Consider the following 25,621-nt stretch of genomic DNA (forward strand, 5'->3'; position numbering starts at 1 on the left):
AACAACAAGGAGTACTCAGTGCCGATCTCATCACCACGAGTCGTTATCATCGGAGCCGGCATCGTCGGCGCCAACCTCGCCGACGAACTCGCGCAGCTGGGCTGGACCAACACCCTCGTCATCGAACAGGGCCCGCTGAACATCCCGGGCGGCTCGACCTCGCACGCACCGGGACTCGTCTTCTCCTCGAACGCGTCGAAGTCGATGACCGAATTCGCGCAGTACACGATCGAGAAGCTCACCTCGCTCAAGGACGCCGACGGGCGTGGATCGTTCCTGCCCGTCGGAGGCCTCGAGATCGCCACCACCGAGGATCGGCTGCAGGACCTGCACCGGCGGGCCGGATGGAACCGCTCCTACGGCGTTGAAGCCGACGTCATCGACGCCGACGAGTGCGCGAAGCTCTTCCCCATGCTCAACCGGGACATGGTCCACGGCGGTCTGCTCACCCCGGGTGACGGCCTCGCGTTGGCGGCGAAGGGCACGCAGATCGTCATCGATCGTGCCCGTGCCGCCGGGGTCGAATTCCGCGACCGCACCACGGTGACGGGTATCGAGACCACAAGCGGTCGCGTCAGCGCCGTGATCTGCGGCGATGACCGGATTCCTGCCGATATCGTCGTCTCCTGCGCCGGATTCTGGGGGCCGAAGATCGGTGAGATGGTCGGTACTCCGATCCCGCTGCTGCCCTTGGGACACCAGTTCGCCTGGACCACTGAGGTGCCCTCACTCATCGGCAAGAACGAGACGCCCGCCGGGGCGCAGGCGCCGATCCTGCGCTACCAGGACAAGGACCTGTACTACCGCGAATGGGGCGAGCGGATCGGCATCGGCTCCTACGCGCACCGACCGATGCCCGTCGACCTCGACACCCTGCAGACCTACTCGCCCGACGAGATCACCAGCGAACGGATGCCCTCGAGCCTCGAATTCACCCCGGACGACTTCGCCCCCGAATGGGAGGCGACGAAGACACTGCTGCCCGAACTCGCTCAGACTCAGATCCAACGCGGCTTCAACGGCATCTTCTCGTTCACCCCTGACGGCGGTTCGCTGGTCGGACAGTCCCGTCAGGTCGACGGATTCTTCGTCGCCGAGGCGGTGTGGGTGACCCATGGCGCCGGCATCGCCCGCGCTGTGGCCGAGCTCATCGCCGAAGGACGGTCGAAGACCGATCTGTCGGGAATCGATCTCAACCGTTTCGAGGATGTGCAGACGTCAGCGGACTACGTCAGCGAGACCTCCCAGCAGAACTTCGTCGAGATCTACGACATCATCCACCCTCTGCAGCCACGAGTCTCCCCGCGTGACCTGCGCTCGAGCCCGTTCCGGAGGCAGCAGGAGGAACTCGGTGCGTTCTTCCTCGAAACCTCCGGCTGGGAGCGGCCGCACTGGTTCGACGCGAACGCCGCTCTGCTGTCGGAGATGCCGGCCGAGTGGGCGGCACCAGAACGGGACGCCTGGGCGGATCAGTTCCACTCGCCCATCGCCGCAGCCGAAGCGTGGAAGACGCGCACCTCGGTGGCGATGTTCGACATGACCCAGCTCAAGCGCTTCGAGGTCACCGGCCCCGGAGCGGGCGAACTGCTGCACGGGATGACCACCTCGTCGATGCTGCGCAAACCGGGAGCGGTCAGCTACACGCTGCTGCTCGACGAAGCCGGCGGCATCACGAGCGACATCACGGTCGCGATCCTCGACGAGGAGACCTACCAGGTGGGAGCGAACTCGAACATCGACCTCGCGGCCATCTCACGGGCGGCCAGGCACCAGTCTGCCGCCGACCCGTCCAAGTGGGTCACCGTGCGCGAGACGACTCCCGGCACCTGCTGTATTGGTCTCTGGGGCCCGCTGGCCAGGGATGTCATCGCCAAGGTCACCGATGAGGACTTCAGCGATGCCGGACTCAAGTACTTCCGCACGAAGCCGGCGGTGCTCGGCGGTGTGCCGGTTACGGCGATGCGCCTGTCCTATGTCGGCGAACTCGGCTGGGAGATCTACACTTCGGCGGATCTCGGGTCGCGACTGTGGGACGTGCTGTGGGAAGCCGGTGAGGAATTCGGCATCATCGCCGGAGGCCGCGAAGCCTTCAACTCGATGCGACTGGAGAAGGGGTTCAGGTCCTTCGGCACCGACATGACCAGCGAACACGAACCGGTTCAAGCCGGACTCGGATTCGCCGTGAAGGCGTCGAAGACCGACGACTTCACCGGCAAGGCCGCGCTGGAGTCGAGGGCCGCCGAGGCGACGACGAAACTGACCTGCCTCACCCTCGACGTGCCCTCTGACGTGGTGCTCGGCAAAGAGCCGGTGTACGTGGTCGGCGGGTCGGGTGTCGCGGACGGCGAGACCGCCTCGGCGAAGTCAGACGGATCGGACGGATCGGGAGTCGCGGACGGCTACGTCACCTCGGCGGCTTACGGATACACGATCGGGAAGTCGATCGCCTACGCCTGGCTGCCGAACACTCTGGCGGTCGGTGACGCTGTGCAGATCGAATACCTCGGCCGCCGCCTGCCGGCCACAGTCACCGCCGAGCCGCTCTTCGACCCGGAGATGACTCGCCTCAAAGGGTGATGCCGGGCGGCTCGAATTCTCAGCGAGGAGTCGCCGCCGGACTTCATCGAAAAGCGCATGGAGCGTCGAGACACGGGGGTACACACCCGTTTCTCAACGCTCCATGCGTTTCTCGACGGGAAGGTTCAGTGCTCAGTGGTCGGCTGAGGGGTCCAACGAGGCGATCGCGGCGATGCCTGCGGCTATCGGCTGGTCGAGCCAGGCGGGGATCTCGCCGCCGATGAAGCCGCGCACCATGCCGTACGGGGTGTCTCGGCAGGCCAAGGCGACGAGCTGCAAGCTGCGAGGGGTGACTTCGCCGAACCGGCGTCGCGTGAGTTCGGAGATATGAGCGACCACGGGATCGTTGAGTCCTGTGAGGTCATCGAGCAGTCCCTTGGGCGGGTCGGCGAGCAATTCTGAGTGCCGGTAGAGGGTGAGAGTCCGGGCCTCGTCGGGATTCTCTCGACAGAACCGGGGGATGAGCAGGCCGGTCTCGACGATCGCCTCGAGCGGGTCATCGACATCCGTGATCGCTGCAAACGTGTCGTGGAATCGGTGCACGCACCGGATCCAGGCAGAAGCGAACAGCGACTCCCGAGTCGGGAAGCGGTGGTAGATCGAACCCGACGGTGCACCGAGCTCATGCGTCACATCGGCCACTGTGGCGGCATGGCCGCGTCGGCCGACAGCGCTGATGGCCGCCGAGAGAATATCGTCCCGCGAATAGAGTGCGCGTTTCGCCATGTTTGTCACGTCCTCTCGCTCCAGGCGTTCGGGTCAGTCCGGGGATTCAGAGAATCTCGTTCGAAGGGTTGACCGTCGAGCCACCGTACCTCAAACTAGAGACTAGCATCTAGAGAACGTCCTCTAATTCGGGAGTCGCCGTGACGAACGCACGGATATCAGCACCTGCACCTGTGACATCGCTGCAGCGCGCCGCCATCATCACGGCGATCGTCGCGGTTCTGCCGTATCTCGCCTTCAAGGTCCTGTGGCTGAGCGGTTCGTCGGTCGGTTCGACCACGTCGGCCGGAGGCGAGGGAATGCTTGCGCCGCGCTTTCTCATCGGAAACACCATCACTCTCGCGATGATGGTGGTGGGCGTGGTCTTCGTGGTGGCGCTGACACGACCATGGGCGCGACGCATTCCGGCACCCGTGGTGTTCGTGCTCGGCGCCGGAGCGGCCGGGCTCCTCGGTCCGATACTGCTGGGACTGCCGTCGGGCATTCTCATTCAAGCACTCATCGAAGGAGAGGTGCGAATGGCCGAACAGGGAATGCATCCCTGGGTGTTCGGGCTCGTCTACGCAGGATTCTGCGCTCTGGGCGCGGCGATGGCGATCGTCGTCGGAGCCTATGTGATCCGGCGCTGGGGCGATCTTCTGAACACTCCGCCCCCGGCACCGTCGCCGACCATGATCGTCTGCGGTGCACTCGGCATCCTGCCCTTCAGCTGCGCCATGGCCTTCTGGGCGATTGCGGGACCGGGAAGCACCGGGCCCCAGGGAATGGAGCAGCCGGCACAGCGGATGGTGTTGGCTATGACCGCGCTGTTCGGGTTCCTCTGCCTGCTGTGTCCGATGTTCTCGCGCTATCTCGGGAGATGGCCGCGCGCGGCGTGGCTGGTGACCTGGACCGGGTGCTGCGTTGTGGCTCTCCAAGGGCCGACACAGATTCTTCTCGCCCAAGGCGGCGAGATTGCGCCGGTGGTCGTCGGGATCGCTGTCCTCGCGACTCCGGGTGCCAGCCTCTTCGGCCTCGCAGTGCTCCGGACCCACCTGCGCAGGCTGGGCCGGACTCACGTGCCGTCTAGCCGGGACCGGCTCCGGCTCGGTGGTGCGGATCGGTCAGCGTGATGCCGCCCTGGCTCTTCGTCCTGCTCGCAGTCTCGTTCGTCCTCTATACGGACGACTATGTCATCGCCGGAATTCTGCCCGAGATCGCAACCGACCTCGGGGTGACCGAAGGCCAGGCTGGTCAGCTCGTCACGGCATTCTCGGCGACCGTAGCCGTGGCCGCGCCGGTGGCAGCTGTCGCGCTCGCCCGGGTCCCGCCTCGGCGGCTGTTCCTTGTCGCGCTCATCATCTTCGCCTTAGCGAATTTCGGCGCGGTGGGAACTTCGTCCTTCGCCGTGCTGATGGTTCTGCGGGTGGTGGCGGCCGCGGCGACAGCCAGCGCCACCCCAGCCATCTTCGCGTTCGCTGCGTCCCATGCGCCGAGGGAAAAGACCGGCCGCTACCTGGCGACCGTCTCCCTTGGGGTGACCGGATCAATCGCGCTCGGTGTCCCACTGGGGACGTGGATCGGCGGCGCATTCGGATGGCGGGCGACCTTTCTGGCCGTGGCCGTAGCCGGGATGCTCGCGCTCATCGGAGTCCTCCTCACTGTTCCCGGAAGCGCCCGCGGCGACCGCTCTCCACGACTGTCAGAACAGCTGCGCAGCCTCACGCGCGCCCCGATCGCCGTGAGTCTCGCGGCGAACTGCCTGCTCATGGCGGGGACGATGATGGTCCTCACCTACCTGGCGCCCTATCTGAGTGCGACCGCCGGATCCGGAGTCGAGGAACGGGGAGTGGCATTCGGGCTCTCCGGGTTCGCGGGCATGGCCGGAATCTGGCTCGGCGGTCAGGTCGCAGACCGATGGGGCCCCGGGCGAGCACTGTTCTTCGGGATCGGCGTCATCATCGCCGCCATGGTCGCGATGTGGGCGATGTGGGCAGTCCGGCCAGTGCCCATCTGGCTCGTGCTCATCGTCACGACAGTGTGGGGCGGAATGGCCTTCTGGAACTCACCCGCGATCCAGATGCGCCTGCACAGACTTGCCGGGCCCCTGGCCGGACAGGCACTGGCGCTCAACACTTCTGGGACCTACCTGGGCATCGCATTCGGGGCCGCCGTCGGCGGGGCCGTGCTCACCGAGACGGGTCCCGGAGTCCTGCCGCTGACCGCGGCGGGATTCGGGCTGGTTGCCCTGTTTCTGTTGGAACTCGTCCGGCGGTCGCCGCCGGCTGGACGGGCGCGAGACACCGATGTGACGCCGCCTGCTGGCGAGGCGTCCCACGGCAGCAAATCCTCGAACCACGGAGATCAATCGCACCACCGCAACTCATCGAAGCACACAGAGAACACAGGAGAGTGACACCATGACCGCCTACGCGATCGCCCACCTGCAGCAGTTCGCGCCGCACCCCGAGGTCGCCGAGTACATCGACCGGATCGGCGAGACCTTCGAACCCTTCGGAGGACAGTTCCTCGTCCACGGCACCGCCCACGAGGTGATGGAAGGGCGGTGGCCGGGACACGTCGTCATGATCGCCTTCCCCGACGCTCGGCTCGCTCACGAATGGTGGGACTCACCGGCCTATCAGGACATCGCCCCACTGCGTTCGCGCCATATCGACACCGACATCGTCATCGTCGAGGGAGTGGCCGAGGGCTACGATCCGCGGACCACGGCTCAGGCCCTGCGCGACCAGCTCGGCTAGCCGCCGAGCTGGCGGGGCTTTATCGAAAAACGCACGGAGCGTCGAGAAACGGGCGCGCACACCCGTTTCTCGACGCTCCGCCCGTTTTTCGGCGGCTACGCCAGTGGTGGTGTTTAGAAGGCCGACACCAATGTTCCATATGGTGGATTTTCGTTGCCTCGCGGAACGTGAACGATGACGATAGCGAGACAGGGTCGAAATGAGGTCACAAAGGGGTCTTCTCTGCGTCGAGTTTCGTGCAATGGCGACTCATCGGGTCGGCTCTGCCTGTTCACCGGACCGGTGCTTTCTGAAGGAGCGTGCCATGCCTGTTCTCACCACCAACGATGGAGTGAACTTGACCTACCGCGACAGCGGAGGAGACGGAGTTCCCCTGGTTATGCTCCACGGATGGGGCCAAACTCAGGCAATGTTCCGCTACCAGCTCGCCGGACTGGCGGAGAACCGTCGAGTCATCACGCTTGATCAGCGCGGTCACGGACTTTCTGGGAAACCTCACCACGGCTACCGGATCGCGCGTCTGGCTCAGGATCTCAGCAATCTTCTCGATGACCTCGGACTCGACGAAGTCGACCTTCTCGGCTGGTCGATGGGTGTCTCCGTGTCCTGGAGTTACATCGATCAGTACGGTACTGGACGGATTCGACGTTTCATCGCTGTCGACCAGCCAGCTGCCGTCGCAGCTGTTCCGTGGCTGACTGAGGACGAACAACGCGAATGCGGTGCGATCTTCGGTGTTGACGGACTCCTCGAACTGGGCAGTGCGCTTAGCGGACCTGACAGTGAACAGGTGTGTGAGGACTTCGTGCGGGGAATGTTCTCCGGAGAACCCGATCCAGAGGTATGGAACTTCGTCGCCGAGGAGATCAAATCGTTCCCGTCCTATGCCGCGGTCCCACTGCTCTTCGACCATTGCGCTCAGGACTGGCGAGACGTCTTGCCCCACATTGATGTGCCCACTCTTGTACTCGGGTGCGATGGAAGCCACGTCAACCCCGATTCGCAACGTTATGTTGCCGCACAGATTCCCGACGCGCGCATTCACGTGTTCCCGGTCGAAGAGGCGAACTCGCATTTTCCGTTCCTGGAGAACCCACGGGCGTTCAACGGGGTCGTTGAGGAGTTCCTCGTCGCGAAGTGACTCACACCGGACCACGGCTCAGGCCCTGCGCGACCAGCTCGGCTAGACGACACCAATGTTCCATATGGTGGATTTTCTTTGACCAGCTGGTGGGACCGGGAAAGTATGAGAGGACAGTGCTCGTTCCGCAGAGCCCGGTACCCGAAGGAGTGTCCATGTCCTCACCTGCGATCATCGGCTGGTCCCACGGCAAGTTCGGACGATCCGAATCACCGCTGCCCCAGATGATGGCCGACGTCGCCCGCGACGCCATCGCCGAGGCGGGACTGGAACCGGCCGACATCGACGTCATCCACGTCGGCGTCTTCAACAACGGACTCTCCCGCCAAGGCTTCGAAGCCGCACTGCCGGGCACCGTGTTCCCCGAGCTCGCCCGCACACCCGCCCACCGGCACGAGAACGCCTGCGCCACCGGTTCCGCCGCGATCTTCGCAGCCCACGACTCCATCGCAGCCGGCCGCCACAAGACCGCCCTGGTCATCGGCGCCGAACGCATGACCCAGGCCTCCGGCCACGACGTCAACGAAGTGCTGCTCAGCGCCAGCTTCCGGGAAGAGGAAGAGCACTATAAGTCCTTCGCCGGAGTCTTCGGCGAGATCGCCCGCCAGTACTTCGACCGATACGGCGACCACTCCGAAGCACTCGCGAAGATCGCCGCGAAGAACCACGCCAACGGATCGCAGAATCCTCTGGCACACATGCAGAAGGACCTCGGCTTCGAGTTCTGCAACACCGTGAGCGAGAAGAACCCGTACGTCGCCGAACCCCTGCGCCGCACCGACTGCTCGATGGTCTCCGACGGGGCCGCGGCCCTGGTCCTGGCCGCCGAGGATGTCGCCGCCTCCGCATCGCAGGCCGTGACCTGGAGAGGCATGGGCAACGCCAACGACGTCCTGCCGCTGTCCCAACGCGACCCGCTCGAGATGGCCGGCGCCCGCGCCGCCATGGAGCAGGCGCTCACAGCTGCCGGCATCGGCATCGACGACCTCGACTTCCTCGAGACTCACGACTGCTTCACCATCGCCGAGCTCCTCGAATACGAAGCCTTCGGACTCGCCGCCCCCGGGCAAGGCCACACCCTGCTCGACGACGGTGCCACCGAGGTCGGCGGCCGCCTGCCCGTCAACCCCTCCGGCGGACTCAAGGCCAAGGGCCACCCCATCGGTGCCACCGGTGTGTCCATGCACGCCCTCGCCGCCGCCCAGCTGACCGGTCGCTCGCCCGGCATCCAGATCGAGACCCCGGAACTCGCCGGTGTCTTCAATATGGGCGGTGCCGCCGTGTCGAACTTCGCTTCCGTGCTCGAGCGCGTCCGCTGATGCGCGCCATCTCCCAGACGTCCCCGGCCAAGGACTTCACGCCCACGCCTCGGCGCGGGGTCAACGTCTCCCACTTCCTCACCCAGACGGCCCGCCGGATCCCCGACCGCCTCGCCGTCGTCGACGACGACCACGGGCAGCGGTGGACCTGGGCCGAACTCGACGCCCGCGCCGAAGCGCTCGCCGCCGCCCTGCAGACCGGTGGAGTCGATCGCCGCGACACCGTCCTCCTCGTCTCGGCCAACCACGCCGAGGTGATCCAGTCCTTCTGGGGCATCCTGCGCTCCGGCGGTGTCATCGCCCCACCGAACGCGGCCCTGTCGACGGAGGAGCTGCTCGGCATCAGCGCCGAAGTCGCCCCCGCCGCCGTCATCGCCGACCGCGCCCACGCCGACTTCGTCACCGCTCTCAAAGACACCGGCTTCACCGGCCCCGTCTTCCGGATCGGGGACCTGCCCACGGCGCAGGCGGCAGCCGCACCGGCAGAAGCCGTCGACTCGACTGTCGACGAGGACGACCCCTGCTGGTACTTCTTCACCTCCGGGTCGACCGGGCGACCCAAGGCTGCGACTTTCACGCACCGCCACCTCGGCGCGGTGCTGATGAATCACCGCTGCGACCTCTTTCCCAACGAGGACGAGACGGGGGCCTCCCTCGTGCTCGCGCCGCTATCGCACGGTGCGGGCATCCACATGCTCGGTCAGGTCTTCGGCGGCACCCCGTCGATCATCCACCCCGGTGGCAAGCCCAGCGTGGAGTCCCTGTGGCCGGCCATCGACGCCTACGGGATCACGAACGCCTTCACCGTCCCGACCATTCTCAACCGCATCGCCGCCGGCTACCCAGAAGGCCGCGGACCCGAGGACCACACCCTCGAGCGGGTCATCTACGCCGGAGCCCCGATGCTCGCGACCGACCAAGCCCGGGCACTCGAGAGGCTCGGACCGTGCCTCGTCCAGTACTTCGGACTCGCCGAGGTGACCGGAGCGATCACGATCCTCCGCCCCGAGGACCACGGAGCCATCCCCGTCGACGACGCCGGCATCGGCACCTGCGGCCGAGCCCGCACCGGAGTCGAAATCGTCATCGTCGACGAGGCCGGCGCGCAGCTGCCCGCCGGTGAGCAGGGCGAAGTCTGTGTGGCCGGACCGACCGTGTGCGCCGGCTACCTTGGCCGCCCCGATGCGAATGCCGAATCCTTCGCCGGAGGGCTCTTCCACACCGGCGATGTCGGCTACCTCGACGAACGCGGGTACCTCTTCCTCACCGGCCGCAAGTCCGATATGTACATCTCCGGCGGTTCGAACGTCTACCCCCGCGAGATCGAGGAGCTCCTCCTCACCGACACCGAGGTGGCCCAGGCCGTCGTCGTGGGCGTGCCCGACCCGCAGTGGGGCGAGATCGGCGTGGCCGTCATCGAACGCGCGCCGTCGACCGGGAACGAAGGTGCCGGTGCTGCCGATGCCGATGCGGAGGACCTGGCCGAACGGCTGACCGCGCTGTGCAAGTCGGGGCTGGCGAAATACAAGGTGCCCAAGGAGATCCACTTCGTCGAGACCATGCCGGTCACCGCCTACGGCAAACTCGCGCGCAAGGAACTCAAGGCCGAATACTCCCAAGGACGGGGCAGCGCACGATGAACACGACAGAGACGGCAGCCGTGTCAGTGCCGACAGGTAGGTTAGTCGGCACGACGATCATGGCCATCGGCTGCGGCACTCCGGACGGGGAGGTGAACAACGGCTTCGCTGCAGCGATCGGATTCCTTCGCGAGGGAGCGAAGGTCTGCATCGTCGACCGTGACCCGAGGGCGCTTGACGAAGCGACACGGGCCCTCGCCGAGGCGGCCGCCGCCGACGGTGCTGACGGCACTGACCGTGTCGACCTCAGCAACCGTCGCGACGGTGAGCCCGACCGCGACACCGGTGCCGATCGCGTCCCCGGCACGGGCGTCCACCTCGGCGGGGTCGACCTCGACTCTCAGCTGACCACGGTTGTCGCCGATGTCGGCGACGAAGGCTCCCTGGCCGCGGCGTTCGCGCACTGCGTCGACCGCCTCGGTGGACCGACCGTGCTCCACTACAACGTCGGCATCGTCGTCAACGGGGGAGTCGACGAACTCGACACCGACGGCTTCCGACGTGCGCTCGATATCAACCTCACCGGGGCGTTCTCCTCGATCAAGCATGCTCTGCCGCATATGCGTGCGGCCGGGTACGGGTCGATCATCACGGTGTCCTCGGTCGGCGGCATGCGCTACATGGGGTATGACTATCCGGCGTATGCGGCGTCGAAGGCCGGACTCATCGAGCTGACGAAGGTCGTCGGCGCGCAGTACGCCTCCGAAGGCATCCGCGCGAACTCGATCGCCCCGGGCCTCATCGAGACCCCGCTCATCCACCGCTCGATCTCGGGCCACTACGGCTCGGTCGAGGAGATGCTCGCCGCTCGGCATGCGCAGTCACCGACGGGGAAGATGGGTCGGCCCGAGGACGTAGCGGACCTCGCGGTGTTCCTCGCATCAGGCGAATCGGCTTACATCAACTCCACACTCATCCCCGTGGATGGGGGACTGACCCATTACGCGGGGATGCCGAAGCGATGACGCGGACGGCGGCGGTCGCCTCGGCGAGGGCCTGATCCCACCGAACTCAACGACAGTGACATAACGGAAATCAAGGAGGCAATGGTGCCGAGAATACGGACGACGAGGACCATGCTCGTCTGGTCCGCCGTACTGATGGTGTGCGCCCTGCTGCTGGCAGGGTGCGGAACGAACTTCGGCACCACCGACGACGGCAAGCAGCGCTACCGGTGGAAGATGACGGTGACGACCGGATCGACCTCGACGTGGTACCTCGCGGCGGAGAAGTTCGCGAAGGACCTCGACGAGGAGACCGACGGACGGATCACCATGAAGGTCTTCGCCAACGAACGGCTGTCGGCCGGTGAGGCCACGGCCGGAGTCGAACAGCTCATGGACGGGGCGAAGGACTTCTCCTACAACTCGCCGATCATCTACGCCGGCGTCGACCCGCGCTTCGGCGCCGTCACCGCCCCCTTCGTCTTCGACTCCGTCGAGGACGGTCAGAAGGCGCTCGCCGGAAAAGGCGGGGACGTCTACGGCGACTACCTCGCCGAACGCGGAGTGCACCTGCTCGGCTTCGGCGAATCCGGAATGCGGCAGCTGACGAACACGCACCGGCCCATCCACACGCCCGAAGACATGAAGGGCATGAAGTTCCGCATCCCCGGCTTCGGCATGTACACCGACCTCTACCGCGGACTCGGCGCGAACCCGACGACGATGCCCTTCGGCGAGGTCTTCACCGCCCTGCAGCAGGGAGCCATCGACGGGCAGGAGAACCCGATCGACGTCATCTATTCGGCGAATCTGCAGGAGGTCCAGCCGTACCTGACGCTGTGGAACTACTCCTACGACCCGCTCGTCCTCGGCATCAACAAGGACCTCTATGACTCACTGACTCCGGAGGACCAGAAGCTCGTGAGCCGCCTGGCCGGCGAGGCCAACGACTTCCAGATCAAGAAGAACCGGGACGGCGAGGAGAAGCTCATCGCCGAACTCGCCGACTCCGGCATGGAGGTCAACGAACTCAGCGACGAGGAGAAGGACGCCTTCCGCGCCAAGCTGGGTCCGATCTACAGCGAATACCGCAAGGTCTGGGGACCGGACATGTCCCAGGCGTTCATCCCGAAAGGACTGTGAGATGAGAGTCATCAGATTCTTCGAGGATTGGGTCGTCATCGCCTCATTCATGGTGATCGTCCTCGTCACCTTCGTCAACGTCCTCTCCCGCTACATCTTCAAGGCCTCACTGGCCTTCTCCGAGGAGATCACCATCAACCTCCTCGTCGTGCTCACGATGATGGGAGCCGTCGTCGGGATCCGCCTCGGCGCGCATCTCGGGTTCACCTACCTGGTCGAGAACGCGAAGGGCAGTGTCCGCCGGGCACTGCTCATCACCGGCACCACTCTCATCGTCGTCTTCCTCGCCGTCCTCCTCATCTGGGGCGGCGAGATGACGATCGCGCAGGGGCTGCGTGGCCGGGCGACGCCGTCGCTGGGGATCCCGCAATGGCTGTTCACCCTGTCGATTCCCTTGGCCGGTCTGCTCGGAATCTTCCGCAGCCTCCAGGCCCTGCGGACGGCACTGCACGAGGACACCTCCGCCGAGGCGGTCGTCGAGCGGCTCGCCAGCGAAGCCGCCCCGACCATCGACTCGTCCGAATTCTCAACCGACTCCGAAGGAGGCCGGAAATGATCGCGCTTCTGCTCTTCGGCAGCTTCTTCCTCTTCCTCGGCCTCGGGATCCCCGTCGCCTTCGCCCTCGGCCTCTCCGCCGTCGTCACCCTGGTGACCACCGACGGTGTGCAGGTCCTCGACGTCGTGCCCTCGGTGATGTTCCCGTCGATGAGTTCGGGCACGCTGCTGGCGATCCCGTTCTTCATCCTCGCCGGCATCGTCATGCAGTACACGGGCATCTCGCAGCGACTGGTCGACCTCGCGTTCCTCATCTTCGGGCGCCTGCGCCACGGCCTGGCCGCGGTGACGATCATCTCCGCGTTCTTCTTCTCCGCGATCTCCGGATCGGGGCCCGCCACCGTGGCCGCGATCGGTGCGATCCTCATCCCCGCGCTCGTGCGCAACGGGTATCAGAAGAAGCACGCGGTCTCCCTCGTCGCGGCCTCCGGTTCGATGGGCATCGTCGTGCCGCCGTCGATCGCGTTCATCATCTTCGCCGTCGTCGCCGCCGAGTTCGGCAAGATCTCGATCTCCCGGCTGTTCATCGCCGGCATCGTGCCCGGCATCATCATGGCCGTCGCGTTCTTCATCGCCGCCCTGTTCGTCCCTAGGGTGCGTGAGCTCGCCGGTCTGCCGGTGAGAACGAAGCCCGACGCCGAGGCGGTCACGGGGTCGGCGTCGACCGGAGCGTCGGCATCCGGTTCCGCCGGTGCTGACTCCGCCGGGAACGGCGGTACGGGTGACAGTGCGGCAGGGAGCAAGACCCAGCTGCTGACGGCGAACGGGCAGGCCGCCTCGGCGAGTTCCGGATCCACCGGATCGAGTGTCGGCGCCGCGGATCCGACAGCCACGGTCAACCCCGAGGGCGGGTTCGGCGAGATCATGACCGCGCTGGTCAAGGCCATCCCCGGGCTGCTCATTCCGGTGATCATCCTCGGCGGGATCTACGGCGGAGTCTTCACCCCCACCGAGGCGGGAGCCGTCGCATCCGTGTACGCGCTCATCGTGGGGGTGTTCGTCTACCGGGAGCTGACCTGGAAGGACATGCCGAAGGTGTTCCTCGAATCCGGGGTTTCGACCGCGGTCATCATGTTCATCGTCGGCGTGGCCAGCCTCTTCTCCTACGTCATCACCGTCGAAGGGGTGGCCGACCGGATCTCGACGGCAGTGCTGGGGGTGACGGACAACAAGTACCTCATCCTCGCGGCGATCACGATCATCCTGCTCATCGTCGGTGCCTTCGTCGACGCGATCAGCGCGTTCTACCTGTTCATCCCGATCCTCGTGCCGATCCTCATCGGTGTAGGCGTGGACATGACGACGATCGGCGTGTTCATGACCGTCAACCTCGCGATCGGCCTGTTCACGCCGCCGGTCGGACTCAACCTCTATGTGGGTGCGGGCATCGGGAAAGCCAAACTCGAGGAGGTCGTGCGCGGGATCCTGCCGTTCCTCGTCTGCGCGATCGTCGCCCTGCTGCTCATCACGTACATCCCGGCGATCTCGAACTGGCTGCCTGACCTGCTCGGGGTCGGGTAGTTCGGGCCTCACTCAACTCTGTCGAAGGAGAAACATGGAACCGTATCTGCTCACGAACAAGACGGCCCTGGTCACCGGCGCCGCCCAGGGCATCGGCTTGGCCATCGCCACTGCGCTGGCCAAGCGAGGCGCCTCGGTCGGCATCGTCGATCTCAAGGGTGCCGAAGAGGCTGCCGCGTCGTTGGCCTCGGAGTACCCGGATCAGCGGTTCGCGGCGTTCTCGCTCGATGTCCGCGACGCCGAGGAAGTGACCGCTGCGGTCGGATCGTTCGTGTCGACCTTCGGGGGTCTCGATATCCTCGTGAACAATGCGGGCACGGCCGCGCGCATCGGCATCGATGAGATCACCGCCGAACAGTGGCAGCGTGATATCGAAACCAACCTGGGTGGGACGTTCAACTTCATCAAGGCCGCCGTCCACCCGCACATGTGTGATGCGGGACGCGGGTCGATCATCAACATCTCATCGATCTCGGGCATCAACGGCGGAGCGGTCTCCGACGGAGAAGCCGGGGCACGGTCGGGGCCGGCATATGCGGCGAGCAAGGGCGGGATCATCGCCCTGACGAAATGGGTGGCCAAGGAGTACGGACGCCAGGGCATCCGCTGCAATTCGGTGGCACCGGGGCCGGTCGAATCAGCGCTCACCGTCGGTCAGACTTATGACACCTCAGGGCAGGCTCTCGATCGGATGGGCCAGCCGGATGAGATCGCCGAGGCGGTCTCCTACCTTGCCACCGATGGTGCCGCGTTCACGACCGGACAGATCCTCCGCGTCGACGGCGGAGCCGTGATGTCGTGAGCGTTTGAGTGTTCTGAGCTCGAACGGACGATCCCCGCATCATCCTCAGGATGGTGCGGGGATCGTTGTCTCTGCGGACCTGTCTGGCTGGGCGACGTGTCCGGTCAGGCTGTGCGGCGGACGAAGAGTTCGAAGGTCACGGCCACGGGGTTGGCTTGAGGCTTGAGGGTGCCGGAGCTGACGTCTCCGGCGACGTCGACGACTTCGCCGGAGAGGGTGATCCGTGGAGTTGAGTTTCGCGCTCCGATCACGGCGCCGCTCAGATGGGTGAACTCGACGGCCGGCCACGGGGCGGTGCCATCGGTGAACACGGCTCCGGTCGTACTGCCGAGACTCGCGACCACCTCGGCGGAGTCGAAGCCAGCGGTGCGGCAGACGGCGAGGACTGCCTCGTCGAGGATCTCACCGGGACGTACGCGGGTGACGACGGCTTCGGGGGAGCCCGAAGACTCGGGCGGTTCTGACTTCCTCACTGCCCGGTCGGTGGGCGTCGGGGCGAAAGCTGAGAACCCGGTCTCGGGGTCGACCTCACTGATCAGCTTCGCATCGTGAAGGGTGAAGAGTCGGATCGTCAGTCCTGCCGGCCCCGCCAGAGTGCCCGACAACAGGTGTCCGCCTTTGGTTTGGCCGTCCGCACCGGTCCATGAGGCGTGGACGTGGCAGAACGGTGTGCCCTCACGGAAGCCGATCGTCGCAGATGCGTGGCGAAGCTTCGTGGGGCTGTCGACGGCGAATGCCTCGGTGAAGGACATCGGGTGCTCGGCATCGGGGCCGTAGGCCGGATGGACATAGTCGATATGGCCGAACTGTCCGGAGACGAACTCGGCCATGATGCCGGGAACGGCGAAGTCGGTCAGGGATGTTTCGAGTGAGGCGAACAGGTCCGCGCCCTCCTGCAGTTCGAGGACATGCTCGGTGCAGCGGGACCGGACGGAGACGATGCGGGGGTTCTGCCGTGGACCCGCGTGGACCACCGCTGTTCCGGGTGCCTTCAGCGGGAAGGTCGGCTGTTGCAGTGCTGTCGTCTCGGCTCCATTGCTCATGTCTCGATTATGGTCAGGCGCCAGGGCCGGTGTCGCCGAAGATCCAAGTGGTGGAACATGAGCTCAGACATCTGACGGAACGGCGGCGGCCGCCTCGGTGCCGCGCATGATCATCACGGTACCGATGATGCCGATGCCGCCTAGGACGGCGATGCCGGCACCCATCGTCATCGCACCGGTCGCGCCCGGACCGCCGACGGCGACGAACACTCCGACAAGTGCTGAGGCGATCGTGTTGCTGATGAGCTCGGCGGTGCCGAGCCCGGCGGCCGCCTTGGATCCTTCGACGGGGTCATCGCTGCTGCTCATCGCCGCGACGTTGAGGTGCGGAAAGGCGAGGCCGATTCCGGAGCCGGCGAGCACCAGACTTACGGCCCAGACCCAAGCGATCCACTCCGCGTCGACGAATTGAGTCGCGGCGTAGATGACCAGCCCCGCGGTAACAAGGATGGGGCCGAGGGTCATGAGCCTCCGGCCGGTGCGAGAATCATCGATACTCGCGCTGAACAGCTGGACGAAGCTCCAGCCGACCGAGATGCTAACGCCGAACACAGCCGCCAACAGTGGCGGCATGCCGACGAGATCTTGACCGAACTTCGGCAGAAAGATCTCCACCATCGCCGCGGAGCTGAGGATCCCGATGACGAGATAGATCCACTTGAGCGGATTGCCGCGCTGGTAGGTGATGTGTGGGAGGACTGGAGAAGCGGAAGTCCGATCGACGGCGATGAAGGTGATGATGAGTGCCGCTCCTGCAACAAGAGCGATCGTCGTGGGCCAGCCCGTGTGAACCACCGCGGCAATGCTGAAGGCAGCGGAGGCAAGGACGAGCAGCGACAGCGAGGGGATCGGAAGGCGGCCGAAGTCCCGTTGACCGGAAGCCTCGCGGGGAAGGCTGCGCAGCGCCATAAGGCCGAGCACAACCGATATCAGCGTCAGCAGACCGAAGGCCCCGCGCCAGTACCCGACCTGGGCGAATGCTCCGCCGACGGCTGGGCCGATAAGTGTGCCGAGCCCCCACATCGCCGAGACCAGTCCTGTCGCGCGAGTCCAAAGGCGCTTCGGCAGGGCATCGCGGATCACCGAGTAGCTGAGCCCGGCGAGCAGACCTCCGCCGAGTCCCTGAACGACCCGCGCGATCACCAGCAGCTCCATGGTAGGAGCGAGCGCGGCGCCGAGCGAGCCGACAGCGAAGAGGCCGAACGCGAGCAGGTACGACCACGCAGCGCCCATCGAACCGAGCACTCTGGCGACGAGCATTGAGGCGAGCACAGAGGCGACGAGGAATGCCGTGGTCACCCATGCGAAGTACTGCTGCCCGCCGATGTCGGCGATCGTCGACGGCAGAAGGGCTGCCGTGACGAAGGTGTTCATCGCGAACACGGCGATGCCGCCGGCGAGGACGAGGGAAGCGCTTGCATGCTCGGCACTGAAGAGTTCCCGCCAGCCGCCCGTCAACTGTGCTGCGGCGGCATCCGCGGTTGCGCCTTCGGAGGGATGTTCTGGAATCGCGCTCTCGTGTTCGTCTCTCATATCGACTACGCTAAAACCTCAACTTAAGTTGAGGTCAATGGGTCAGTGTCGGGCGAGGGAAAGAGGGTCTCCATGAGCGACAAAAAGCCGTCGCCGACCGACATCCTGTCCGTGGGCGATGTGGCCGCACGGACGGGAGTCGCCGTCTCTGCGTTGCATTTCTACGAACGGCAGGGCCTGATCGCCTCGGTCCGTACTGCCGGAGGCCAGCGCCGATACGCCCGTCATGTGCTCCGCCGGGTGTCGGTGATCCAGGTGGCGAAGAGGATGGGCATTCCCCTGGCGGAGGTGGCCGAGGTTTTCGAGGACCTCCCTGCGGACCGGATGCCGGGAAAGACTGACTGGCGACGAATCAGCGAGCGCTGGAGAGGCAAGTTGGAGGCCCGTCGCAAGGAGATCGAGCGGATGGAGAGCGAGCTCGTCGAATGCATCGGCTGTGGCTGCGTCTCCCTGCGCAGCTGTCGAGTACTCAACCCGGATGACGCGCTCGGCTCGATCGGTTCGGGCCCGCGCCTGCTTCCGGAATTCCCCTCCGAGTGAGGGGATGAGCGGTTCTACGAGAAGAAGAATGTGAAGAACCCGGAACATCTCACAAACTGTTCTGCAGAGCCTCCACCACGAGATCGAGACCGTGGGAATCGCGGCGCGGATCGGCTTCGAGGACCTGAATGTAGCGCGATTCGATATCCGGATCGACGATCGGAATCGCTTTGCAGCCAACTGCATTGAGATTCGTCGGAATGGTTCGCCCGGCCATCATCGCGATCATCGACGTTCCCACGAGAGAGCGCAGCATGAGAACCGGACATGTGGCCTCAAGTGACGGGGAGAAGACCTGCCCCTGGGCCCGGACTGCCTGCTCGATGCGCATCCGAGCAGTGTTCCCGGCGGGAAGTGTTCCGACAGGAAAGTCCGTCATATCGCTGATGAAAAGACTGGACCGGTCAGCCAGCGGATGGTGTCCGTCGAGAATCGCAAAGTTCGTCGCTTCCACTTCGGCGACTTTGCGGACCCCCGGTAAGGTTCCGAATTCGTGGCTGGAGACCGAGAAATTCACGCACAGGTCGGCCCGACGGTTCCGCAGCACCTGCAGAGCTTCGACCGAACCGCGGTCGATGATGCTGACCTGAACTCTGTCAGTCATCCGCATCAGTCGGTTGATGGCATCGGCCACCACGGTCTGCCCCAACCCGGTGCTCGTCACGATCGAGACTGTTTCGACCGCGCCCGAGTACTCCCCGAACGAGTCGGCGAGCAGTTCCGACTCGGCGATGGTTCGGCGAGCAAAATCCGCGACGGCCAGGCACTGTGCTGTGGGATTGACTCCGGCACTCGTCCGTTCGAAGAGCTGAGTGCCGTAATGCTCTTCCAGGCTCCTGATCTGACGGCTCGCTGTCGAGTGCGAGATGAAGATCGACCTCGCGGCAAGATGGATCGACCCGTATTCGACGACGGCAAGCAGGGTCTTGAGACTGCGGAGATCGGTCATCGTGGTCGTCCTTCGGCCGGGTGCGACTCCAGAGTACGTCGGTGGTGCAGCAAACGCACCACCTCGGTGCGGGAAGCGCACCTGGGTGTGGACGGATCCGGGTGTTGTCGAGCCGTCTGCTGGGCGATGCTGACAGTCATGAACGCAGAGAACACTGTCCGCAAGGGTGCGGAAGATTCCCCCGAAACCCGAACCGATCTTGCCCGGCGTGCGGGCGAATTCGTCCGCAGCGCAGACTTCATCGATCGGCTATCCCGCAGAGTCGCCCGGCGCACCGAAAGCCAAGCACCCGGAGGCGGGCCGGCAGCGCTGGCCTACCTCAGCGAAGAGCTGGTTCCAGAACTCGACGAACTCGATTTCGTTTCGACCATCCACGACAATCCGGAATCGGACGAACACCCGCTTCTCATCACCAAGCGCGTCGAGGACCCGAAGCTGCCCACGGTGCTGCTCTACGGCCATGCCGATGTGCAGTTCGCCCACGATTCGCAGTGGGCCGAGGGCCTCGACCCCTGGGTGCTCACTCGTGACGGTGACCGCCTGTATGGCCGCGGCACTGCCGACAACAAAGGCCAGCACAGCGTGAACACGGCGGCATTGAAGACCGTGCTCGACGGCCTCCGTGCAGAGCACGGAACCGGCGAAGCCAGGCTCGGCTACAACATCACGATCCTCATCGAGACCGCTGAAGAGGCGGGGTCCAAGGGCTTGCGCTCGTTTGCGGCCGCACATGCCGATGACCTCTCGGTCGAGCTCTTCCTCGCCTCCGACGGTCCACGGATCGCCGCCGAGGTGCCCACACTGTTCCTCGGCTCCCGTGGGGCACTGAATTTCCGGCTCATCGCCCACGAGCGCGACGGCGACCACCACTCGGGCAACTGGGGCGGTCGGCTGCGGAACCCGGCCACGGTCATCGCCGCCGCGATCAACGCTCTGGTGGATGCCAACGGCGTCATTCGGATCCCTGCACTGCGCCCTGACGATCCCCCCGCCTCGGTGCTCGATGCAGTGGCGAAGCTGCCTGACATCGCCGAGGAAGGTGCTCCGGAGACCGATCCGGACTGGGGTGAGCCTGGCCTGAGCCCCGCTGAACGGGTCTTCGCGTTCAATGTGCTCGAGGTCCTCGCCCTCGATGCGGGCGACCCGACTCAGGTCGTCAACGCGATTCCCGGCGCCGCCTCGGCGAGCATGCAGCTGCGATACGTCGTGGGCACGGATGTCAGCGATTTCGAGAACCGGGTCCGGACCTTCCTCGAAGAACAAGGGATCCATGGGGTCGCGGTCGAGCTCGAACACTGCATGCCGGCCACACGTCTGGACCCGGAAGCACGAGTCGTCACGGCGGCGGTGGACTCGATCCGCGAAACGACCGGACTCGACGTCGCCGTCGAGCCGAACCTCGGGGGAACCATTCCGAACGATGTCTTCGCCGAAGTGCTCGGACTGCCGACCGTCTGGGTGCCGCATTCCTACCCGGGATGCAACCAGCACGCACCGAATGAGCATGCGCTGGTATCGATCCTCGAGCAGGGTGCGGAGATCATGACGGGAATGTTCTGGGACATGCGCATGCGTCCGGGCGACTGGTTCTCCTCGAAATGATCCCGCCAGCTGTCGGAGACCCCATGTCGCCGACAACCAAGCCGACCCACCACCACACTGCAGGCAAAGGAGCCCAGTCATGACAGAACAGCTGTCAGCGCAGAATACCGCTGAGAACAAACCGGTGAAATCGTGGAAGGTCATCACCGCGGCCTCGATCGGCAACGCCCTCGAGTGGTACGACATCTCGGTCTATGCGTACTTCTCCGTCTACATCTCCGTGGCGTTCTTCCCCTCCGAGAGTCATGCGGTCTCAGTGATGCTGGCCTTGGGCACTTTCGCTCTGTCCTTCTTCATCCGCCCGGTCGGAGCAATCGTGCTCGGCAGCTTTGCTGACCGGAAGGGACGCAAACCGGCACTGACGCTGACGATCTGGCTGATGTTCGCAGGCACACTGATGATCGTGCTCATGCCACCGGCTCATGTCATCGGACTGGCTGCGCCGCTGCTCATACTGCTTGCGCGACTCATTCAGGGGTTTGCCGCCGGAGGCGAATTCGGTTCGGCAACCTCGCTCATGGTCGAACACCTGCCCGATCGCCGAGGGTTCGCTGCAAGCTGGCAGTTCACCTCGCAGGCGATGTCGACAATTCTCGCCTCCGTCATCGGTGTGGCCGTAACGACGACGCTGACGCAGGAACAACTCGAGACCTGGGGCTTCCGCCTGCCATTCATCGTCGGACTCCTCGTCGGCCCGGTCGGACTCTACATACGTCGGCATGTCCCCGAATCTCCCGAGTTTGCCGCTGCCCAAGCTGAGAAGCCCAAGGAAGCAGCAGCAATCGGAGGGGTGCTGCGACATCACAAACTCGCGGTGCTGTTGGCGATCGGTGCGATCGCTGTCTCGACCTGCCTCAACTACTTCATCACGTATGTGCCGACTTACGCTGTCGACAACCTCGGTATGAACAGCTCCGCAGGATTCTGGGCGACCCTCGTGTCCGGACTCGTGCTGTTCCTCTGCACACCGGTCGCCGGCTACTTCTGCGACAAGGTCGGACGGTTGACCTTCATGATTCCGGCGGCGCTCGCGGTCATGGTGCTCACTTGGGTCCTCTTCACCTGGGTAGTCGCGGCCAATGCGCTGACGGTGCTCATCGTCGTGGTCGTCATCTTCTCGATCCTGAAAGCCGCCTATTACGGGCCGCTGGCCAGCGTCATGGGCGATATCTTCCCGACTGAGGTGCGAGGGACTGGGTTGTCACTGGGCTACAACGTCGGCGTTGCCATCTTCGGAGGACTGACCCCGCTGGTGGCGGCCTGGCTCATCGGCATCACCGGTGATGCGAAAGCCCCGGCTTACTGGGTGCTGCTCGCCGGAGCGCTGAGCGTGGCGGCGATCCTCGTGGTGTGGAAGAAGCTCGGCGTGCGCTGACGCCCAGGGTATGGGTGCCGCCGTGAGATCGGGGCCGTGGCCGATTGCGACCACGGCCCCGACTGGGCGAATACGGAACTCAGGCGTTCGAGGCAACGGCGGCGGCCGCCTCGGCGCGGGTTCGTCTCTTCTTCTCGCCGAGGTGACCGATCACGGCTGCGGCGGCGATCATGACGGCGACGAGAGCGATGCCGATCCACTGGTTGAGCATGAGCGTGGCGGCACCGGCCAGCGCGCCGATGAGGATGAGAACGACGGCGAGGGCTCGGCGGATCCAGCGGATGTTGTCGCCGCCGGCCAGGCTCGAATCGGCGGCGAGACCGACGATCGTCGAGGTCACGACCACGGTGGTGACGTCGGCGATCTTCATCTTCCGTGCGGCCGCGGCCTGCGCACCCATGAGCGCGGACAGGGCTGAGGTGAAGATCGTGCCGGCCAGCCCGATCTCGGGATCGGGGACGACCGCGACGTAGACGGATAATGCGGCACAGCCGACGGCGACGCCGGAGAAGATCGCGGTCGTCCGGTGGTGCCAGTTCTCGCCGATGTCGCCGAGGATGCGACCCGACAGCGCCGCGCCGACCATGAAGAACACGAGGGCGAGGGCGGGGCGGAGGACGGGAACGCCGTCGGCGCCGGCGAGGCCCATGCCGAGGATGACGACGTTGCCGGTCATATTGCCGGTGAAGACCTTGTCGAAGCCGAGGTAGCCGATGGCGTCTACCATGCCGGTCGAAAAGGTCAGCAGCAGGAGCATGGCCAGGTCGAGGCGACGAGTCATGGTGTCCTTTCCGGGCGAGTGGAGCCGGCGGCAGTGCCGGAATGTCGCCATGAGGGGCAATTTGTATACAAACTGTAATCAGGTGACGGTTGGCATGCAATCGAGGGGCAACCGGAATTGTCCGGGTATCGTCGTTATCGACAGCTGACCACGGCTTGCACGCCGAACCACGATCAGCTGACCACTGCCGAAGGACTTCGCTCATGACCTTTACACCGCCCCCAGCATTCACCACGCGCCCCACCCTCGAGGGGCACTTCGGGATGGCGGCATCGACGCACTGGTTGGCCACTGCAACATCGCAGGCGGTGCTCGAACGCGGTGGGAACGCCTTCGACGCCACCGTCGCCGGAGCCTTCGTCCTCCACGTCGTCGAGCCCCACCTCAACGGACCCGGAGGTGACATGACCGGGATCTTCGCCACCGCCGCCGAGCCTTCCCGGCCACAGGTGATGATGGGTCAAGGGCCGGCTCCGGCTGCGGCGACGATCGAGCATTTCCGCGGCGAGGGCCTCGATATGGTTCCCGGCTCCGGGGCTCTCGCCGCCGCCGTTCCCGGAGCCGTCGACTCGTGGCTCAACCTGCTCGAACACCACGGGACGTGGGAGCTCGCCGACGTCCTCGACTTCGCCATCGACTACGCCGACAACGGACATCCGATCCTCGCCCGAACCGCCGGGACGATCGCGAAGGTCAGCGAACTCTTCACTGAGCACTGGCCGACCTCGGTCGCACAGTGGATGCCCGAAGGCCGAGTTCCCGATGCCGGCGAGTTGGTGTTCAACCACGCCTACGCCGATGTGCTGCGCAAACTCATCGCCGCCGGTGACGGCACTGCGACACGTGAGGAGCGGATCCGAGCGGCCCGTCAGGAGTGGAAGTCCGGATTCGTTGCGCGGGCGATCACCGACTTCATCACCACCGCGCACAGACATTCGACCGGCGGCGACCACGCCGGAGTCATGACACTGGAGGACATTTCCGTATTCGACGCTGGGTTCGAAGATCCCGTCACCATCGACTTCCGCGGATTTCAGGTCGCGAAGATCGGTGCCTGGGGTCAAGGTCCGGTGCTGCTGCAGACTCTGAAGATCCTCGAGGGTTTCGACGATGACCGCCTCGACCCGTCGACCGAGAGCGGAGCGCACACGATCCTCGAAGCGCTGAAGCTGGCCATGGCCGACCGTGACACCTACTACGGCGATGCCGACGTCGACCTCGACTGGCTGCTCAGCGACTCCTATGCGGCCTCCCGACGAGAACTCATCACCGAGCAGGCATCGGCGGAATTCCGGCCCGGTCTCGGCCGGGACGGTGCGGCGCCCGTCTTCACCACCCCCCTCATTCCCGAAGGTGATGACAAAGAAGCGCTGATCAAAGCCGGCATCGGGGAGCCGACCGTACAGAAGAACGGCGTGAACAACGGCGACACCTGTCACCTCGACGTCGTCGATCGGTGGGGCAATATGATCTCGGCGACCCCGTCCGGAGGGTGGCTGCAATCCTCGCCGACCGTCCCCGGGCTCGGATTCTGCCTCGGCACCCGGCTGCAGATGATGTGGCTCGACGAGGCGGCCCCCTCGGCACTGCGCCCGGGCAAGCGTCCGCGCACGACATTGACCCCGACCTTGATCTCCCGAGACGGGCAGCCGATCATCGCTCTCGGCTCACCCGGCGGTGACCAGCAGGAACAGTGGCAGCTGCTGCTGATCCTGCGCATGCTCGTCGGCGGCTACCGTGCGCAGGAGGCCATCGATGCACCGGCACTGCACACGACGGCGTTGGCGGGATCGTTCTGGCCGCGCACCTGGGTTCCGGGTGGGGCGGTCGTCGAGGACCGCCTCGGCGAGGATGTCATCAACGGGCTCATCAACCGCGGTCATGACGTGACCAGGGCGGGGGAGTGGGAGCTCGGTCGGCTGTCGTGCGTGACCCGGGATCCGGCGACGGGGCGGCTGAGCGCAGGAGCGAATCCGCGTGGAGCGCAGGGTTATGCGGCGGGGAGATGACCATGGCTGATTCGCACGATGCGCCACTGGATGTCGCCGCGCAGATCCGCACCGACATCATCAAGGGCAAGCTCGAGCCCGGGACCAAGCTGCGTGAGGTCGCCCTGGCCGAACGCTACGAAGTGTCGCGGATTCCGATTCGGGAAGCGCTGCGAACTCTTGAGGCCGATGGGCTCGTCGAGTCCCGGAAGTTCAGCGGTTCGGTTGTCGCGCCCTCCCCGGCCGAGGATGCCGAGGATCTGTTCGAGATCCGCATCGTGCTCGAATCGGCGACCGCGAAGCGCGCCGCCCGCCGGGCCGCCGAGCTCAGTGCCGGCGGCGAGCATGATGCGAAGTGGTCGGAGATCCGCGCAGAGATCAACGAGATCCTCGAGGCCGGCGACGCCGTCATCGCTGATGAGCGCTTTGAAGACCTCGCGGTGCTGAATATGCGATTCCATTTCGCGGTCGCCGAGCTCAGCGGGAGCCTGTCGTTCATCAGCCTGCTGCGTCAGATATCCGGCAAGATCGAGTGGCTGTACTCGCTCAACCTCATGCGTCGAGGCCCGCAGGCGTGGCCGGAGCATCGCGAGATCATCGCTGCCATCGATGCTGGCCAGGTCGAGCAAGCCGCCGAGACAATGGCCCGACACGTGCGCCGCAGCCGCGATTCCTACTTCGCCACCATGTCCGAACGCCCC

The 25,621-nt window shown here is 65.3% G+C and carries 22 protein-coding genes; 17 read left to right on the plus strand and 5 right to left on the minus strand.

Going from position 1 to position 25,621, the window contains the following annotated elements:
- Positions 1 to 18 precede the first annotated feature (18 nt).
- Positions 19 to 2,577, plus strand: coding sequence for a GcvT family protein (locus tag KTJ89_RS14100; protein ID WP_259358155.1), 2,559 nt, complete (start codon positions 19 to 21; stop codon positions 2,575 to 2,577).
- Between the two features lie 132 nt (positions 2,578 to 2,709).
- Here the strand turns inward: KTJ89_RS14100 and KTJ89_RS14105 are convergent, their stop codons facing one another.
- Entirely contained in the window at positions 2,710 to 3,303 is a 594-nt protein-coding gene (locus KTJ89_RS14105; RefSeq protein WP_139467781.1) for a TetR/AcrR family transcriptional regulator, read from the minus strand.
- A 173-nt stretch (positions 3,304 to 3,476) separates the two neighbouring features.
- Here KTJ89_RS14105 and KTJ89_RS14110 point away from each other — a divergent pair, with 173 nt between their 5' ends.
- From KTJ89_RS14110 to KTJ89_RS14160, 11 genes are all read left to right on the plus strand, one after another.
- Entirely contained in the window at positions 3,477 to 4,415 is a 939-nt protein-coding gene (locus KTJ89_RS14110) for a hypothetical protein (protein WP_259358156.1), read from the plus strand.
- Positions 4,415 to 5,698, plus strand: a complete 1,284-nt coding sequence (locus KTJ89_RS14115; protein ID WP_259358174.1) for an MFS transporter — start codon at positions 4,415 to 4,417, stop codon at positions 5,696 to 5,698. Before KTJ89_RS14110 ends, KTJ89_RS14115 begins: the two co-directional genes overlap by 1 nt.
- A 4-nt stretch (positions 5,699 to 5,702) precedes the next feature.
- The gene (locus KTJ89_RS14120) at positions 5,703 to 6,044 is read left to right on the plus strand and encodes a DUF1330 domain-containing protein (RefSeq protein ID WP_139906557.1); all 342 of its coding nucleotides are present in this window, start codon (positions 5,703 to 5,705) and stop codon (positions 6,042 to 6,044) included.
- A gap of 304 nt (positions 6,045 to 6,348) precedes the next feature.
- Entirely contained in the window at positions 6,349 to 7,185 is an 837-nt protein-coding gene (locus KTJ89_RS14125; protein WP_259358157.1) for an alpha/beta fold hydrolase, read from the plus strand.
- Between the two features lie 155 nt (positions 7,186 to 7,340).
- Entirely contained in the window at positions 7,341 to 8,504 is a 1,164-nt protein-coding gene (locus KTJ89_RS14130; protein ID WP_259358158.1) for a thiolase domain-containing protein, read from the plus strand.
- Entirely contained in the window at positions 8,504 to 10,144 is a 1,641-nt protein-coding gene (locus tag KTJ89_RS14135) for an AMP-binding protein (protein ID WP_259358159.1), read from the plus strand. The genes KTJ89_RS14130 and KTJ89_RS14135 overlap by 1 nt, the downstream gene beginning before the upstream one ends.
- Positions 10,141 to 11,109, plus strand: coding sequence for an SDR family NAD(P)-dependent oxidoreductase (locus KTJ89_RS14140; protein WP_259358160.1), 969 nt, complete (start codon positions 10,141 to 10,143; stop codon positions 11,107 to 11,109). The genes KTJ89_RS14135 and KTJ89_RS14140 overlap by 4 nt, the downstream gene beginning before the upstream one ends.
- Before the next feature lie 81 nt (positions 11,110 to 11,190).
- Positions 11,191 to 12,231: a DctP family TRAP transporter solute-binding subunit gene (locus tag KTJ89_RS14145; RefSeq protein ID WP_253903964.1), complete on the plus strand. Its 1,041-nt coding sequence runs from the start codon at positions 11,191 to 11,193 to the stop codon at positions 12,229 to 12,231.
- 1 nt (position 12,232) lies between these two features.
- Positions 12,233 to 12,787, plus strand: coding sequence for a TRAP transporter small permease (locus KTJ89_RS14150; protein ID WP_139467788.1), 555 nt, complete (start codon positions 12,233 to 12,235; stop codon positions 12,785 to 12,787).
- Positions 12,784 to 14,307: a TRAP transporter large permease gene (locus tag KTJ89_RS14155; protein WP_259358161.1), complete on the plus strand. Its 1,524-nt coding sequence runs from the start codon at positions 12,784 to 12,786 to the stop codon at positions 14,305 to 14,307. The genes KTJ89_RS14150 and KTJ89_RS14155 overlap by 4 nt, the downstream gene beginning before the upstream one ends.
- Positions 14,308 to 14,341: 34 nt before the next feature.
- Complete coding sequence (locus KTJ89_RS14160) at positions 14,342 to 15,109, plus strand: SDR family NAD(P)-dependent oxidoreductase (protein WP_259358162.1); 768 nt, start codon at positions 14,342 to 14,344, stop codon at positions 15,107 to 15,109.
- A 104-nt stretch (positions 15,110 to 15,213) separates the two neighbouring features.
- Here KTJ89_RS14160 and KTJ89_RS14165 read toward each other — a convergent pair whose 3' ends face one another.
- Complete coding sequence (locus KTJ89_RS14165) at positions 15,214 to 16,152, minus strand: PCC domain-containing protein (RefSeq protein WP_172172862.1); 939 nt, start codon at positions 16,150 to 16,152, stop codon at positions 15,214 to 15,216.
- Positions 16,153 to 16,215: 63 nt separating this feature from the next.
- The gene (locus KTJ89_RS14170; RefSeq protein WP_139906563.1) at positions 16,216 to 17,685 is read right to left on the minus strand and encodes an MFS transporter; all 1,470 of its coding nucleotides are present in this window, start codon (positions 17,683 to 17,685) and stop codon (positions 16,216 to 16,218) included.
- A 72-nt stretch (positions 17,686 to 17,757) separates the two neighbouring features.
- Here KTJ89_RS14170 and soxR point away from each other — a divergent pair, with 72 nt between their 5' ends.
- Positions 17,758 to 18,225 (plus strand): redox-sensitive transcriptional activator SoxR, encoded by a 468-nt coding sequence (soxR, locus tag KTJ89_RS14175; RefSeq protein ID WP_259358163.1) that lies wholly within the window; start codon positions 17,758 to 17,760, stop codon positions 18,223 to 18,225.
- A gap of 49 nt (positions 18,226 to 18,274) precedes the next feature.
- On the opposite strand, the gene KTJ89_RS14180 is transcribed toward soxR, so the two are convergent.
- Positions 18,275 to 19,174, minus strand: a complete 900-nt coding sequence (locus KTJ89_RS14180; protein WP_259358164.1) for a LysR family transcriptional regulator — start codon at positions 19,172 to 19,174, stop codon at positions 18,275 to 18,277.
- Between the two features lie 138 nt (positions 19,175 to 19,312).
- On the opposite strand from KTJ89_RS14180, the gene KTJ89_RS14185 reads away from it, so the two are divergent.
- Complete coding sequence (locus KTJ89_RS14185; RefSeq protein ID WP_259358165.1) at positions 19,313 to 20,776, plus strand: M20/M25/M40 family metallo-hydrolase; 1,464 nt, start codon at positions 19,313 to 19,315, stop codon at positions 20,774 to 20,776.
- Between the two features lie 79 nt (positions 20,777 to 20,855).
- Complete coding sequence (locus tag KTJ89_RS14190; protein ID WP_139467796.1) at positions 20,856 to 22,151, plus strand: MFS transporter; 1,296 nt, start codon at positions 20,856 to 20,858, stop codon at positions 22,149 to 22,151.
- Between the two features lie 79 nt (positions 22,152 to 22,230).
- On the opposite strand, the gene KTJ89_RS14195 is transcribed toward KTJ89_RS14190, so the two are convergent.
- Positions 22,231 to 22,932 (minus strand): YoaK family protein, encoded by a 702-nt coding sequence (locus KTJ89_RS14195; RefSeq protein ID WP_259358166.1) that lies wholly within the window; start codon positions 22,930 to 22,932, stop codon positions 22,231 to 22,233.
- 203 nt (positions 22,933 to 23,135) lie between these two features.
- On the opposite strand from KTJ89_RS14195, the gene KTJ89_RS14200 reads away from it, so the two are divergent.
- Both KTJ89_RS14200 and KTJ89_RS14205 read left to right on the plus strand, forming a co-directional pair.
- Complete coding sequence (locus KTJ89_RS14200) at positions 23,136 to 24,941, plus strand: gamma-glutamyltransferase family protein (protein WP_259358167.1); 1,806 nt, start codon at positions 23,136 to 23,138, stop codon at positions 24,939 to 24,941.
- Between the two features lie 2 nt (positions 24,942 to 24,943).
- Positions 24,944 to 25,621, plus strand: a 678-nt coding sequence (locus tag KTJ89_RS14205; protein ID WP_172172849.1) for a GntR family transcriptional regulator, incomplete at its 3' end; no start/stop codon positions are given.

The organism is Brevibacterium sediminis, assembly GCF_024895295.1.
In the GTDB taxonomy this organism is placed as follows: domain Bacteria; phylum Actinomycetota; class Actinomycetes; order Actinomycetales; family Brevibacteriaceae; genus Brevibacterium; species Brevibacterium sediminis.